A 14873-nucleotide genomic window follows, 5' to 3' on the forward strand; every position below is an offset into this window, starting at 1 on the left:
CTGCCCAAAACGTATTGAGGCTTCCTTATTAAACAAATTTTTCTCTACCGGAGTGTATCATTGGAAGAAACTGCAAAAAAAATACTCTTGGAAATTGCCAGAAAAAGCGTCGCGTCCGCGGTAAAAAAAGAACCTGCCCCGGACTTTTCCTATGACCATCCTGATATCCAGGCAAAACAGGGGGTTTTTGCCACGATAAAAAACCGGGGGAAGCTTCGTGGCTGCATTGGCCGGTTTGTATCTGATATTCCACTCTACAAGCTTGTTTCTGAGGTGGCAATTTCCTCAGCGACGGAAGATTCACGTTTTTTCGACAATCCGGTCACCCCGTCTGAACTTGACCAACTTAGCATTGAACTCTCCATCCTATCTCCGCTAAAACGTATCACAGACCCGTTTGATTTTGAATTAGGGAAACATGGCATATACGTCAAAAAAGGCTTTCAATCAGGATGTTTTCTTCCCCAGGTGGCAACTGAAACCGGATGGAGCAAAGAAGAATTCCTTTCCCACTGTTGCTCCGGCAAGGCGGGTTTGCCCAAAGAAGCCTGGAAACACAGAGACATCGAAATGTATACCTTTACCGTTGAAATAATCAAAGATGACCGATAAAGCAGGGGCGAAGCATTTGCATGTTTGGGCATGAACGCATGTATGCCAGTTATTGCAAATGCTTCGCCCCTACGATTTCAAAAAACTAAACTGTTACATTTTAACTATTAATTGCTGATGACATGAGAGATGGAGATTGATAAATGAAAAAACGCATTGCGGTGCTTGCAGGAGACGGAATAGGCCCTGAAATAATGAAAGAGGGTTTAAAAGTTTTGGATGCAATAGCAAAACAATTCGACCATATCTTTGATTACAAAGAAGCACTGGTAGGCGGTTGTGCTTACGATAAATACGGACACCCCCTGCCCGATGAAACCAAAGAGGTTTGCAACAATTCAGATGCTATCTATTTTGGCGCGGTTGGAGGCCCCAAATGGGAAAATTTACCTCCGGAACTTACCCCGGAACGCGGGGCGCTGCTTCCCTTAAGGGGCACATATAATCTATTTGCAAACCTGCGTCCCGCAATAATTTTCGGTCCGTTGGCTGATGCGGCATCGTTAAAATCAGAACGCCTCGAAGGAGGTCTTGACATACTGATTGTCCGGGAACTTACGGGAGGAATATATTTTGGGAGAAACAAGGTAAAAACCCTCACCCTCCACGAAGGAGCAATGCAGGGAAATTACGCGGTAGATTACATGATTTATTCCGTTCCGGAAATCGAAAGGATTGCGGCTGTCGCCTGTGACGCCGCAATGAAACGCAACAAAAAACTCACCTCCGTTGATAAAGCAAACGTCCTTGAAAGTTCAAAATTATGGCGAAAGATAATCACTGAATACGTTCAGGCCCACTTTCCCCAGATACAACTTAATCACATGTATGTGGACAATGCTGCCATGCAACTGGCAACGAATCCAAAACAATTCGACGTGATCGTTACCGGGAATATGTTTGGGGACATATTGTCAGACCTCGCTTCCGCCATTACCGGTTCCATTGGCATGCTTCCAAGCGCAAGTCTTGCAAGAACAGGCTTCGGGCTTTTTGAACCCATTCATGGCTCCGCCCCTGACATTGCCGGACTGAATAAGGCCAATCCGTTAGCGCAAATACTCTCAGGGGCAATGATGTTAAAATATGCATTCGGCCTTAATAGGGAATCAAAGGCTATTGAAGAGGCTATAATGAAGGCGCTGGAAAATGGTTATCGGACGGCAGATCTCGCAAATAAAACTACGCAAAAGGGAAAAATCCTTTCAACATCCCAGATGGGAGACAAGGTCGTAGAATATTTAAGCAATGCAGGATTAGAAACAGAATGATATGCTGTGTTCATGTTTTTTGACAGGAATGAAACACTGTTTATTTGCTTTTTATTATAGAACCGGTACGAACAATTTTGCAAAAGAGCGAAAACTCACAAAATGCAATTATGGAAAAAAACGAAGCAGTCAATTACCAAAACAAACGCAGAAAGCCGGATTTTTGGGTTAGGTCTCTTCGGTGGTTTGTTGTGACGAGTTGGATACTTATGATTACTGCATTGCTGATTTTTGGTGCTGCAATACCAGAAATAGAGTCGTTCTTTGATAGGAAATTTAATATGCAGTTAATCAGCACATGGAACCGGAAATTGTCGTCGTATCTTTTTCATATAATGATCGTTTGGCTTTGTGTAAGCGTTACAGGGCTGGTGATAAACTCCAGGAGATGTCAGCGTAAGGATGATGAATTCCATATATCCCTTGTTTTTCTTGGTATAATATCGGTTTTTGGAATTATCGTTTATCTTTTCCTTTTTTAGGATGAAACAATCTCCGGAAAGAAGGTTTTATTGGCTGAATTTTTTGTTGCAGAAAGGGGTAATTGCGAAAGTATGATAAAGGTTTGCGAAACGGGAAATGTTTTATTCGAAGATATGATCCTGATTCCTGAAGGTACGTTTTTGATGGGGAGTACAAAGGAAGACATAGAGAAATTATTGGAACAGGATAAAAGCATCGAAACGTACCGGTTAAATAATGAAATACCGCAAAGAGAGATTTTTTTGAGTGCTTATTATATTGATAAATACCCTGTCACCAATGCACAATTTTCTCAATTTATTGCAGCAAACGGGTATAAAAAAAAGTTGTATTGGTCAGAAGCAGGATGGCAGTATATTATTGATTTCAATCCGCAGGGTAGTAATGACATAGACGCCATATTGCAAGGTGATAAAGATTGTCCGGCAGTAAATATTTCGTGGTATGAGGCGGAAGCATTTGCCAATTGGTCGGGGAAAAGGCTGCCTACTGAAGCGGAGTGGGAAAAAGCGGCCCGGGGCGCCGACGGAAGAATATACCCATGGGGAAATGATTTTGACAAAACACGTCTGAATTGCGCCGAAGCAAAAATTGAAAAATCAACCCCGGTGACACAATATCCACAAGGACAAAGCGTTTACGGATGTTTTGATATGGCGGGAAACGTTTGGGAATGGACTAAGGATTGGTATGATAGTCAATACTACCATAATGCTCCGGATAAAAACCCTCAAGGGCCTGATGTCCCTGAAGAAAAGCCTTATTCCGGAAGACCGGAAGAGGTAGGCGTTTCTATTTATGAATTGAAACCCTCCCTCAGTAAAACGCTCACCACCTGCAAGGTCATTCGCGGCGGTTCCTGGAATGGGTCAGGTATTGTGCATATTCGTTGCGCAAACAGGGATTATGATGAGCCTTCATTTAAAAGCGACATCATAGGGTTTCGCTGTGCTAAATCAATTGTAACAATTTAGTTTTTTGAAAAACACCGTGAAAAACTCCATTAGTATCTTTTTTAAAATTAATATTCAATTCTCAATGTTCAATTCTCAAATTGTTGCTCATTTGCCTCTATTCTTTTACATTGAACATTTGACCAAGGCTTCGGAACTTGGGGAAAATTAAAATATTACAATCAATTGAATAATCCCATTCCATAAAAATAGTTATCCAGCCTTCAATCGAACACCTAAACCATCTCTTTCCGGCAAGGATAACCGTCCTTTCTCAAAATGTACTCCTTCATACGGATCATTTGAAACAAGCAGGTTTCCATCTAGATCAATATAGTCTGCCAACGACATTAAATGGGCTGCCGCGGTAATAGACACAGAACTCTCTATATTGCAGCCTATCATAACTTTGAGTCCATGGGCCCTCGCGGTATGAATCATACGCAGCGCTTCCCGAATGCCGCCGCATTTCATCAGCTTTATATTAATTCCGTCCACCACACCCGCCAATCGCGGTATGTCTTTTGAATCTACCGCTTCTTCGTCGGCAAAAATGGGAATTTTTACTTTGTCTTTAATATGCGCCAGTGCCTCAAAATCGCCAACAGGAAAAGGCTGTTCCACCAATTCAACGCCAAGCTCTTCCATACGATGCAACCTTTTGATTGCCCCTTCTTTGTTCCATCCGGTATTAGCGTCCACACGAAAAACCGCCCGGGTTATTTTACGCAGCTCTTCAAGGATTTCTATATCATTATCACAACCAACTTTTATTTTCAAGACGGGAAGGTCCTTAACCTCTTCAATCTTTTCACACATCTTTTCCATCGTGTCCATGCCTATTGTAAAGGAGGTAGCCATTGTGTGATGAAGGTTTAACCCTAATAATGCGGAGAGAGGTATTTTAAGTATTTTACATACAAGATCATGGAGGGCTATGTCAATTGCAGCGCGTGCCGCCGCGTTCGCTGGAAAATGTTTTTTTAACTGATTGGTAATATCTTCAATATGAAAAATGTCGCTGTTTTTCAATAAGCCGGCGAATTGGCGAAACGCTTCCACAACACCTGTTGAATTCTCTTTGAAAAAAAGAGACGGAGCCGCTTCCCCAATGCCCGAAACGCCGCCTTCTTCTGTTAAAGAAACAATGACGTTGCTCTGGGAGTCTTTTGCTCCCCTTGAAATCTTGAATGTGTGTTTTAGTTCCAGGTCTAACGGCTGAAAAGAAATGTTCATGGTAAGAGGAGCTGAATGACCTCTAAAAATTTGTCAACGCCAAATCTAATGGGGTCGGTAGCCGGCAGTTTTATTTCCCGTTCTGTTTTTTCTATTTCCCGCAATGCTTCTTCATCAGACATGCCATAGCAATTAAGCGATATACCGAGTACCTTGCAGGATTGAAACGGTTGCACCAGTTTTTCGTAAAGTTCAATGATATGCTGAATAGGCAAAATAGGAAAGTTTTCAAAATGACGTAGTGTTTTGCGGGTTGGCTGATGACACATAATAATACCCTGCGGAAGCGCACCATGCAGCAAACCTACATTTACACCGGAATATGCAGGATGTATTACCGCGCCTTGTCCTTCAATGCACAAGAGATTGTATTGAGCGCGGTCAAGAATGAGTTTTTCTGTTGCACCGGAGATAAAATCAGACAGGACATGATCTATGGCGATTCCGCTTCCTTCAATAAGAATACCTGTTTGTCCGGTTGCAACAAAACAGGCGTCGATATCCCGTTTTTTTGCGGCATTTGCAATCTCTATAGCGGTAACCATCTTGCCAATGTTGCAATCCGTGCCAACAGTAAGCACCCGAAATGCCTTTACCTCTTTTGCCTTTCCCGTGCCAATGGGTAATTTTTCAGGGGGTTTTCGAACGTCATAAATGTTCAACTGATTCTCTTGTGCAAGTTTGCTAAACTCAAGGTCATCACTGATGTAGGTATGAAGCCCGCTGATAACATTGAGTTTATTTTGCAGGGCGTCTCTGATATGTACCTGCCATTCAATAGGCAATACTCCACCCAAAGGAGCAATTCCAATAAGGAGTGAATCAGGTTTGAGGTGCAATGTTTCCTTAACCGTACTGAAAATCGGGATATCTTTTCCTATCCCAATGATTGACTCAAGATCTTTTCCGGCATTATAGAGATCTATGATGGCAACGACGTCATCTTTGCAATATCGAACAATGCTGACGGCAGTCTTTGCACTATGGATATCAAGTTTTCCCTCTGTTAAAATAACAAGACGGCGTTTTGATGTAGAAATCATTGGGAAGGTTATTTTTTGCTCTTCTTTTCTTTAATTGTTCTCTGGAGTTTTTGTTTGGAAAATCCCTTATACTTACGAATGCTTTCGGCATATTCCCGTGCATTTAACAACTCATCAAAAATGTGAACATCTTCTGTCCTAAACTTTATCAACCAACCACGAACGTAAGGATCATTGCTCAATATTTCCAAATCTTCATACAAACGCTCGTTAACAGCAACTACCTCAGCATTTATGGGGAGTATAATATCTATCAAATTATCCAGGGATTCTATTTCCCCAAAAGATATCCCCGAGAGAATTTCATCTCCCGACCGCGGAAGGTCTAAAAATAAAAGCTTGCCCAAATCTTTAATAAAAAAATCTGTGAGACCAAAGGTAATTGATTTTTTGTTACCCAAAAACCATCCATGATCCACAGAATATTTATACTGTTCAGGAATTTCCATAAAACCATACCCCACAATAAATTATAACTCACCAAGGCACAGGCAAAATGTTAACACAAGGGGTAAAGGTTGTCAAGGACATTCATTTGTAGCACTAAGGGACATAGAAAAATTGTCGGGAAAAATGTTCAATATTCAATGTTCAATGTTCAATTCTCAAATTATTGCTCATTTGTCTCTATTCTTTTACATTGAACATTGAACATTGAACATTGAACATTAATTTTCAAAAAGGTTCTAAACAGTGCTTTTCGCGGTGTTTTTCCAAAAATCTAAATTGTTACGAAGAATTTAATATACCTGTAATTGTCATTTCTACCAAAGTGAGAATTCCTATGATTCTTCAATCCTCAATCCTCAATCGGCAATTTGCCGACTGCTTACTATCAAATGCTAAGGAACTCAACGTTTTAATAAATAATAAAGCCTTCCGTAGGTATTCAAACTACCCGCATCCGACATTGCCCGCTCCCCGATTCCAAAATAAATATCCGCCCGGGCAGCAGTCTGTATGGCGCTTCCTGTATCCTGGTCCGACACAAAAAAAAGCTTTTCCACCACATTTTTTTTAGTAAACCAGCCCGTTTTTTTTGCCTTCCTCGATTCTAAGACTACAAATGCCAAACCGCCGGCAGGAAACAGTTTCTTATCCGTAGCAATACTCCTCATTGGGGTAACAGGCACGCCAATACACCCATGAGGCACTGCATGATTTACCACTTCAAAGAAAATAAAACGGTCATTTTTATTAATATAAAAATCCAGCTCGCCGGGATGCCGGTCGAAATAACTTATGAGTTCAGATAGCGTTAGTTCTTCTTCGGGTATTTTTCCATCTAAAATCAACTGCTGACCGATACTGGTGTATTCATGTCCGGAATCAGCGGCATATCCTATATAAAGCTTATTGCCCGATATAAGATCAATTTGCGCTGATCCCTGAACATGGATAAGGTAGGCGTCCAATTTCGATTTAAGATAGACAATCTCATTTCCTTTTAAGAGATTATTTTCCTGAATCTCTTCTCTTTTAAAGTAGGGTTTTCTGAAATCAGCAGGTTTTTTGTAAAGAGGATATTTAAATTCACTATCCGCGGTAAGACTCCCCTGATAAATTGGCGTCCCATAGCCAGTATAGTGCACTTGCCCGTAAAATTTCTTGCCAACTGCCTGAAAGACTCTGAAATGTTCCGCTATAAACGCATTAAGTTCTGCGTCATTGTTACAATGTACAACACCATTGCGAAAATATTCCAGGGTTTCCTTCAGTTTTTCATGAGAAAAATCCTTCATACGAAATCCATATTTATTGGATTTTGACATGGCAAAATACCTGAGGCTATGGTCTATCGACAGTAAAAGAGAGTTTTTATCATAATCGTCCCTGAAATAAGGAAATTGCCTTGGGTCTTTGATTTCCACCAGGCCGCTGCCGGATTCTTCCGGAATAAGCAACGCTCTTTTCTGCGTCGCACAACCAAAATTAACCCCTGTTAATACAAGGACAATTACAATGCCGGTGTAAAAATGATTCAGGCGCCATTTCATAATGAATTTCCCTTTTCTTCAAAATAATAATATGTCAAATTAAATTTTTAGTAACAGTTCATTCCGATTGCAAGTTGATTCTCTCAATTATTCCATATTCCTTGTTCGATATTCGACTGCCAACTGTTCAGTCAGCAATCCACAGTCCACAGTCTGCAATTTGCCTACGGTAGATTGTAGACTGCCGACTTCGATTTGGACTCCACGTAAAAAAATATCAAAAACAACTTAGCACTTATGGGAATTGAGGGGGTTGTTCTACACACCATGGGATCTATTACAATTTTTTATCGATAAAAGCTCCTCCACCATTTTCCAACAGACAAGTATTCTATATGACTATAAAAGATAATCAAAGGAAATATTGGACAAAATGGTATCTTTTGAAGCGCTTCTATTTGTCGAAAAAATCCTGTTTGACATTAAAATTTATTTTGATAACAGGACGCAGATAAACAAACCAAAACATGATACCCACCAGAATAACCCCGCCCACAATATTCCCAAGGGTAACCGGTATAAGGTTATTCACAAAAAATCCCTTCCACGTTAAAAGTGAAAGGTCTATGGGCTTTCCCGCCATCTTTTCAGCAGCAGCAACAACTACCGGTTGCTTTGACAAGAAAATACCCATCGGGATAAAATACATATTTGCAACACAGTGTTCAAAACCGCTGGCAACAAAACCCCCTATGGGAAAGAGAATCGATAATATCTTATCAGCAGAACTCCTCCCGCTAAAACAGAGCCAGACAGCAAGGCATACCATAGCATTGCAAAGTACACCCCGCGCCAATGCAAATTTAAAAGACAAATTCACCTTTGTATTTGCAATAAGCAAGGCCTTTGCACCAACCATATGGTTAAAAAATTCCCATTGATGGGTATTGTACATCAGGAATACCATCAATAAACTCCCCACAAAATTGCCGGAAAAGGATACTGTCCAGTTATTGGCCACTTCTATCGTAGTTACCCTCTTGCTGACATATCCCATGATAATAAGACAGTTGCCGGTAAAGAGCTCTGCGCCTCCAATAACAACAAGCATAAGACCGAGAGAAAACACTACTCCTGCAATTATTGAAGTAATGCCAAAATGTAAAGTAGAATCGCTTATTACTAAAGTGGCAAATTGTGCACCAATCCCGATATAAAGCCCTGCCAAAACCCCCAGGGCAAAAGTCTGGGCGATACTCAATTTTGCTTTTACCAAAGCAATCTTGTCAATTTTGTCCGCAATTTGCGGCGGCGAATAGGCGTCAATATCTATTAGTTTAACATGTTTTGCAATTTTACTTTCTGTCACCTTTTGCCTCCTTCCTTAACTATCGGGTAATTAACTTATTTTTTGACTAAATGTCTGTAACCGCCATTTAGAGCAGGCATCGCCTACCGGAAATTAGACTGTTACGAAGTATGAAGTACGTTTTTTTTAATCTGTGTAATCTGTGGTTTCTCTATTTACTATTTAAAATCCGAAATCGTAACTCTAATATATTTAGGTTTTTAAAATATAATCCATAATACGTTTTAAACTAATTCTGTTCTCTTTTTTTGACGTCAGACGCAAATAAATATACCAGTACATTCCTGCAACCAGGACCATGCCTCCCACCAAATTTCCTAAAACCACCGGCATCAGATTGTCAACCATAAATCCCTTAAAAAACGTAAGGTTTGAAAGATCCACCCTGCCCTGAACCTCCATTATGGCTGCCAGGACGGAACTATTTCCTTTAAGAACGATACCCATCGGTACAAGCCACATATTCACTACACAATGTTCAAACCCGCAGGCAATAAGGCAGGATATGGGCCACAACAGTGACAATATCTTATCCATATTGCTTCTCCCGCTGTAACATAACCAGATAGCCAGGCAAACCAGCATATTACAGAGAAGGCCTCTGAAAAAAGCGACGCCAAATGGCAGGTTTACCTTTTCGTTTGCTGCAAGCACAATCTTTGCTCCCAGGAGATAATTGCTAAAAGCCCATTGCCCGGAATTATATATCCACAATACGAGCGTTAACGCCCCAATAAAATTGCCAATAAATGCAATAATCAAATTCCTGGTGAGGTCTCTGCCGGTAATCTTGCCAGCCATATATGACATCGCAATAAGGCAATTACCGGTAAAAAGCTCCGCTCCTGCAATGACAATAAGCACAAGCGCAAGGGTAAAGGCTACGCCTCCCAATAACTGATTCATGCCAAGGTTTGAGGTTGCAGAATGGGTCACCAGCATCGATAACTGCGCCCCCAATGCAATAAAAACACCTGCCAAAATGCTCAGGGCAAGCGTAGTGAGCGTGCTCATCTGTGTTTTTGCGATTCCAACCTGTCCCACCCTGTCAGCCATCTTGATTGGCGCATAAGCGTCAATCTCAATTACAGGAATTCCGTATACATTATTTACCCCTTTCTGCTGTTCCTCTTTTTCAAACACAGGTTTGTTTTCATCAGGATTTGTTTCGTGATGCTCATTTGCATTGTTGTTTTGACGTTCCGTGTCATTCGGGATGGATTCAGATTTGTTCATATTTTCACAATGCTCCTCATTCATATCATTTTTTGCATGGTCAGACACAAATTGCCTCCTCTCTGTTTAAGAAATGTTTAGACAATAAAAATACTTTTCCCACGACAAGTGCAAGTTTAACATGATTTTTACAGAATTCTACAAAAATTTATAAATATTAAATAATTTACCTATACTGTATTTGCGGCGTAAGAATAAAATGTCGCAGTAGTGCTAATGCCTGTTTTTTATAATTGATTGCATATGAACAATTATGATTTATACTATTGGCAACAGCATCGTATTGTTTTTAATACAACAGGGTCTGCAAAAGGGGAGGCGATATAAGCGTCTCCCCTTTTTTTGAATAACCATGGACAACAACGCCTTCAAAACTGAAATTGACAAATGCGCGAAATGCGGGAAATGCCGCTCCATATGCCCGGTTTTTTTAGAAACCGGAGAGGAATCAATGGTTGCGCGGGGGCGCATCAGTCTTGCTGAGGCAATCAGGAATGGTGAGATTTTTTATACGGAACGGTTAAGAGATTATTTGCTATCCTGCAAAAAATGCTTTCGGTGTTCCAGCATCTGCCCTTCAAATGTTGATTATGATTTAATCATACAAACGATGCTGAATGACATGGCAAATCACATTGGGATATGGTTTATTCCCCGAATTATTTTCAGAGTCGTTTTAACCCGCAGGTGGCTTTTTAATTTTTTCTTAAAAACCGCAAGTATTTTTCAGCGTATCATACCGTTAAAACAACGCGGCGCCATGAGGCACCTCCCCTTTGCACTTATGGGAGGAAGATGGATTCCCCCATTGGCAAAGAAACCCGCGCTGGACAAATGGCATTCCTATCGGGCAAAAACAAACACTGCAAAAATGCGGGTGGGGTTTTTTGTAGGATGCCTCACCAATTATGTTTATCCAGACATCGCCGATGCGGTTGTTGAAACACTTACCCACCTTGGCGTGGAAGTAATTGTGCCAAAAGAACAGTTGTGCTGCGGTATTCCAGCAAATTCATTGGGAGACTTCAGGACAGCGCGTAAACTTGCAGAGATAAATAGCCGTGTATTTGAAAGCGAAAATCTGGATTATATTGTCACCGCATGCGCCACCTGCGGCAGGGCATTACGGAAGGACTATTCACACACATTGAACGACCCTTGCCAGATTTTTGCAGAGAAACTGTACGACGTATCTGAGTTTATTGAAAAATATTTACCGTACACTACCAAGCCGCTAAAAACTAAAATTACCTACCACGACCCCTGTCATCTTTACTGGGGACAAAATATTTCAAAACAGCCCAGAAACATCCTGAAGTTGTCCGCCGATTTCCATGAAATGGATACTCCGGAACGGTGCTGCGGGGGTGGTGGCGTCTTTAATCTGTTGCACTACGATCTGTCAATGAAGATTGCCGAATACAAGGCAAAGGCTATTGAAAATAGCAAGGCAGAGGTCGTTGCGACAGGCTGCCCGGGCTGCCGTATGCAAATTGAGGATATACTTGCCGCAAAAGGGTCAAAGGTCTCCTGCACACACACAATACAGGTGTTGCGTGATGCATTGCTGAAAAATCCTTAACTATTCAGCCACAGACAAGAAATAAAAAATACGAAATTCGAAGTGCAAAATCCGAAACAAATCCGAAGAACAAAGCATAAAATTCAAAATAAACCCAAAACATCCATTTCTGCGTGCGATCACGTACAGGCAGGCAACAATATGAAGCACGAAATGCGCGATACGAAAAAGGCATTTGTTTAGAATTTCAAATCATTTTGTCATTAGAATTTGCTTCGGATTTCGTGTTTCGTATTTCGGATTTCACAATTAATTGTGTGTTGATACATTATAATTTGTCAGTCTCTTGACCATAGCAGCACACCTTGTTTCTGCCGGTTTGCTTCGCCATAAGGAGGGCTTCGTCTGCCTGCGCAAATAGTTCATCCGGGGTATTCACGGAGAAGGTTTCTTCCATTATCCCTACACCCAGACTAATGGTAACCGAGAGCTTGCCATAATCGGTGTCTGCTTTTGTGTTTTCTACCGCTACCCGAACCATTTCCGCCAGCTCGATGGAAGAATTTTTTTCTGTATTAGTTAATATGATAGAAAATTCTTCGCCGCCGTACCGCGCTACGATATCGCATTCCCTCTTTATAGTTCCTTTTAAAACGCCTGCGACTGTTTGTAAAACAACGTCGCCCGTCGGATGGCCGTATTTATCATTAAACAATTTAAAACGGTCTATATCCAGCAGGATTATTGAAAGCGGATGCCGGTACCTCTTTGCATTTGCAAATTCTTTACGTAAAATTTCATTGAAAAACCTGCGGTTATACAGCTTTGTCAGTTCATCGGTAAACGCAAGCGCCTCATAATACCTTGCGCTGTTTTCCAGCGTGTATTGCAATTTTATAATACGCTCGCCTGTCTTTACACGTGCCACCACTTCCTGAAGTTCAAATGGTTTTGGAATGTATTCATCCGCACCTAATTCCAACCCGACAACCTTGTCATTTGATTCGCCTTTTGCACTTAAAAGGATGAAATACACCTTTTTGGGTGTTTCTTCGTTTTTTATCATCTTGCAAAGTTCCAGTCCGTTTATCCCCGGCATCATGATATCGGATATGATAATGTCCACATCCTCTTCATGGAACTTCTTAAACGCATCCGCACCATCAAAGGCCTCTATCACACCAAAACCGCCTCCCCTCAATGCATAATTCAGGATTTTTCTTATATCAGGGTCGTCATCGACCACTAAGACCGAGGTCTTCTTGTTAGCAGATTGAGATTCCATTTTTTTATCCGTTTCCTTCCGCGGGTTCAAGTTTGTAACTTGAACCCCACGTTTTATATTGTCACTTTCGCCATTGATTCCCATAGAAACAGGTTTAAAACCTGTCTCTACAACTCCTTCGACATTCTACATTCCTTGTTCGATATTCGTTTTTTCTCTTGGCCTTTTGGCAGGATAAAATGAAAGATACTTCCTTTGCCCGGGGGGCTTTCTACCCATATTTTCCCCCTATGTTCCTCAATAATAGCCTTACATATGGAGAGCCCCAGCCCGGTGCCTTTTACGGTGGTATCAGATACTGTTTTCACCAGATTAAATCTTCCGAATATTTCATCAAATTTGTCTTGGGGTATGCCGGGTCCCGTGTCGGAGACCATAACATGCACCTCTTGTTCAGCATTCCCTACGGTGATGACAACTCTGCCGCCTTTAGAAAATTTGACGCCGTTTGAAATGAGATTATAAATCACCTGCGATATTCTGTCTTTATCCGCAAAGACAATTATCTTACTATCCGGCAATTCTTTGCAGAGGGCCACATTAAACTCCATGGCAAAAGGTTTAAGGGCAGCTGCACACTCTTCCGCCAATCTTCTGACGTCTATATACTCCCTGTTAAGTTCAAACCGCCCGGCCTCTATCTTTTGAATGTCCAGGAGGTTGTTGATCAACCGTATAAGCCTGTCCGTATTTTTATAACAGATGTTGAGCAGTTCTTTTGTATCATCATCAACGCTGCCAATGGTATTGTTTAATATTAAACCAATGGATCCTTTTATTGATGTGATGGGCGTTCTGAGTTCATGGGACACCGTTGAAATAAAATGACTCTTTAACCGGTCAAGTTCCTTGAGACTTTCGTTTGCCTCTGTCAGATGCAGGTTTGCCTCCTGGAGCCGTTTTAGTAAATCAGCTTTCTGCATCTCCAGCGATTGTTTGTCCCATGCCCGTTTTATTACATTGATCACCACATCAGGATCAATGGGTTTCGTTATGTAGTCATAGGCGCCAAGCCGCATTGATTCAATTGCAGAATCCACAGACGGATAGCCTGTAATCACAATGACAATAACGTCAGGCTTGACGGATTTAAGATTGTCCAGCAATGAGCGGCCATCCATCTCCGGCATATTGACGTCCGTTATTACCACATCAAAATCGCCATACAGGAATCTTTCCATCGCTTTTTTCCCATTATCAGCAATCTCCGTTAAATATCCCTCTTCCCGGAAACTTGCTTCAAACAGGTTCGTTATCATGGGTTCGTCATCAACCACCAGTATCTTTGGTTTGTGGACAGATTTCTCCAGATCCAGCGAAATAGTGCGCCTAGATAATGCCGCATTGATGCAGTTCAGCACAGTATTCGGATCAAATGGTTTTATAATATAATCAAACGCAAGAGACCTGTGCGCCTCCCTCACCGTTTCAATACTGGGAAATCCGGTTATTAAAATAGCGGCAATTTCTGGATTTAACACCCTGGCTGTCTTAAGCAGCTCAATGCCGTCCATAATGGGCATTTTTATATCCGTAAGGAGTACTTCGAAATATTCCGCCCTTAATTTTTCGATTGCATCCCTTCCGTTTAATGCTACCTGGACGTCAAACCCTTCGTCTTCCAGGGTAAGCCGCAGGAGGTTCCTTATCGCCTCCTCGTCGTCCACAATCAGGATTTTTCTTTTAATAACGTTGTTATCCATGTTTAAACCCTTTGTTCAAACCATCTGTAGAGACGCATGCAATGCGTCTCTACCATGCTACGCAATAAGAAAAATATTCAATATTCAATGCTCAATATTCAATTCTCAAGTTGGCACTCTTTTGCCTTTATTCTTTTACATTGAACATTGAACATTGAACATTGATTATTGATTATTGATTATTAAATTATTGGTGGGCAGTGCCCACCCTACATAAGACTAC

13 protein-coding genes are annotated in these 14873 nt (G+C 41.3%); 5 read left to right on the forward strand and 8 right to left on the reverse strand.

Annotated features, from left to right (window positions below):
- The first annotated feature begins 60 nt into the window (after positions 1 to 60).
- From amrA to ABJL82_RS09870, 4 genes are all read left to right on the forward strand, one after another.
- Entirely contained in the window at positions 61 to 612 is a 552-nt protein-coding gene (gene amrA, locus ABJL82_RS09855) for an AmmeMemoRadiSam system protein A (RefSeq protein ID WP_347274558.1), read from the forward strand.
- A 143-nt stretch (positions 613 to 755) separates the two neighbouring features.
- The gene (gene leuB, locus ABJL82_RS09860) at positions 756 to 1883 is read left to right on the forward strand and encodes a 3-isopropylmalate dehydrogenase (RefSeq protein ID WP_347274559.1); all 1128 of its coding nucleotides are present in this window, start codon (positions 756 to 758) and stop codon (positions 1881 to 1883) included.
- A gap of 110 nt (positions 1884 to 1993) precedes the next feature.
- Positions 1994 to 2365, forward strand: coding sequence for a hypothetical protein (locus ABJL82_RS09865; RefSeq protein ID WP_347274560.1), 372 nt, complete (start codon positions 1994 to 1996; stop codon positions 2363 to 2365).
- Between the two features lie 72 nt (positions 2366 to 2437).
- Entirely contained in the window at positions 2438 to 3340 is a 903-nt protein-coding gene (locus ABJL82_RS09870) for a formylglycine-generating enzyme family protein (protein WP_347274561.1), read from the forward strand.
- 192 nt (positions 3341 to 3532) lie between these two features.
- Here ABJL82_RS09870 and ABJL82_RS09875 read toward each other — a convergent pair whose 3' ends face one another.
- The 6 genes from ABJL82_RS09875 to ABJL82_RS09900 all read right to left on the reverse strand — a co-directional run bounded on the left by ABJL82_RS09875 (position 3533) and on the right by ABJL82_RS09900 (position 10188).
- Entirely contained in the window at positions 3533 to 4555 is a 1023-nt protein-coding gene (locus ABJL82_RS09875) for a dipeptide epimerase (protein WP_347274562.1), read from the reverse strand.
- Complete coding sequence (locus tag ABJL82_RS09880; protein WP_347274563.1) at positions 4552 to 5598, reverse strand: DUF1611 domain-containing protein; 1047 nt, start codon at positions 5596 to 5598, stop codon at positions 4552 to 4554. The genes ABJL82_RS09875 and ABJL82_RS09880 overlap by 4 nt, the downstream gene beginning before the upstream one ends.
- 8 nt (positions 5599 to 5606) lie before the next feature.
- Entirely contained in the window at positions 5607 to 6047 is a 441-nt protein-coding gene (locus ABJL82_RS09885; RefSeq protein ID WP_347274564.1) for a hypothetical protein, read from the reverse strand.
- A gap of 402 nt (positions 6048 to 6449) precedes the next feature.
- Positions 6450 to 7595 carry an MltA domain-containing protein gene (locus ABJL82_RS09890; RefSeq protein WP_347274565.1) on the reverse strand — a complete coding sequence of 382 codons (1146 nt, stop codon included), beginning with the start codon at positions 7593 to 7595 and terminating at the stop codon, positions 6450 to 6452.
- 394 nt (positions 7596 to 7989) lie between these two features.
- Positions 7990 to 8904, reverse strand: coding sequence for a formate/nitrite transporter family protein (locus tag ABJL82_RS09895; protein ID WP_347274566.1), 915 nt, complete (start codon positions 8902 to 8904; stop codon positions 7990 to 7992).
- 192 nt (positions 8905 to 9096) lie between these two features.
- Positions 9097 to 10188: a formate/nitrite transporter family protein gene (locus tag ABJL82_RS09900; protein ID WP_347274567.1), complete on the reverse strand. Its 1092-nt coding sequence runs from the start codon at positions 10186 to 10188 to the stop codon at positions 9097 to 9099.
- Positions 10189 to 10492: 304 nt separating this feature from the next.
- On the opposite strand from ABJL82_RS09900, the gene ABJL82_RS09905 reads away from it, so the two are divergent.
- The gene (locus ABJL82_RS09905) at positions 10493 to 11722 is read left to right on the forward strand and encodes a (Fe-S)-binding protein (protein WP_347274568.1); all 1230 of its coding nucleotides are present in this window, start codon (positions 10493 to 10495) and stop codon (positions 11720 to 11722) included.
- A gap of 268 nt (positions 11723 to 11990) precedes the next feature.
- On the opposite strand, the gene ABJL82_RS09910 is transcribed toward ABJL82_RS09905, so the two are convergent.
- Both ABJL82_RS09910 and ABJL82_RS09915 read right to left on the reverse strand, forming a co-directional pair.
- Positions 11991 to 12947, reverse strand: coding sequence for a diguanylate cyclase (locus ABJL82_RS09910; RefSeq protein WP_347274569.1), 957 nt, complete (start codon positions 12945 to 12947; stop codon positions 11991 to 11993).
- A gap of 107 nt (positions 12948 to 13054) precedes the next feature.
- Positions 13055 to 14650 (reverse strand): response regulator, encoded by a 1596-nt coding sequence (locus ABJL82_RS09915; RefSeq protein WP_347274570.1) that lies wholly within the window; start codon positions 14648 to 14650, stop codon positions 13055 to 13057.
- Positions 14651 to 14873: the final 223 nt, after the last annotated feature.

The sequence above is a fragment of the Candidatus Kuenenia sp. genome, from assembly GCF_039794105.1.
Classification (GTDB): domain Bacteria; phylum Planctomycetota; class Brocadiia; order Brocadiales; family Brocadiaceae; genus Kuenenia.

Bases quoted from the DNA above. Each gene is read 5' to 3' on its own strand.
- leuB (WP_347274559.1), top strand. From the start codon at position 756: ATGAAAAAACGCATTGCGGTGCTTGCAGGAGACGGAATAGGCCCTGAA.
- ABJL82_RS09865 (WP_347274560.1), top strand. From the start codon at position 1,994: ATGGAAAAAAACGAAGCAGTCAATTACCAAAACAAACGCAGAAAGCCG.
- ABJL82_RS09870 (WP_347274561.1), top strand. From the start codon at position 2,438: ATGATAAAGGTTTGCGAAACGGGAAATGTTTTATTCGAAGATATGATC.
- ABJL82_RS09875 (WP_347274562.1), bottom strand. From the start codon at position 4,555: ATGAACATTTCTTTTCAGCCGTTAGACCTGGAACTAAAACACACATTC.
- ABJL82_RS09880 (WP_347274563.1), bottom strand. From the start codon at position 5,598: ATGATTTCTACATCAAAACGCCGTCTTGTTATTTTAACAGAGGGAAAA.
- ABJL82_RS09885 (WP_347274564.1), bottom strand. From the start codon at position 6,047: ATGGAAATTCCTGAACAGTATAAATATTCTGTGGATCATGGATGGTTT.
- ABJL82_RS09890 (WP_347274565.1), bottom strand. From the start codon at position 7,595: ATGAAATGGCGCCTGAATCATTTTTACACCGGCATTGTAATTGTCCTT.
- ABJL82_RS09905 (WP_347274568.1), top strand. From the start codon at position 10,493: ATGGACAACAACGCCTTCAAAACTGAAATTGACAAATGCGCGAAATGC.
- ABJL82_RS09910 (WP_347274569.1), bottom strand. From the start codon at position 12,947: ATGGAATCTCAATCTGCTAACAAGAAGACCTCGGTCTTAGTGGTCGAT.
- ABJL82_RS09915 (WP_347274570.1), bottom strand. From the start codon at position 14,650: ATGGATAACAACGTTATTAAAAGAAAAATCCTGATTGTGGACGACGAG.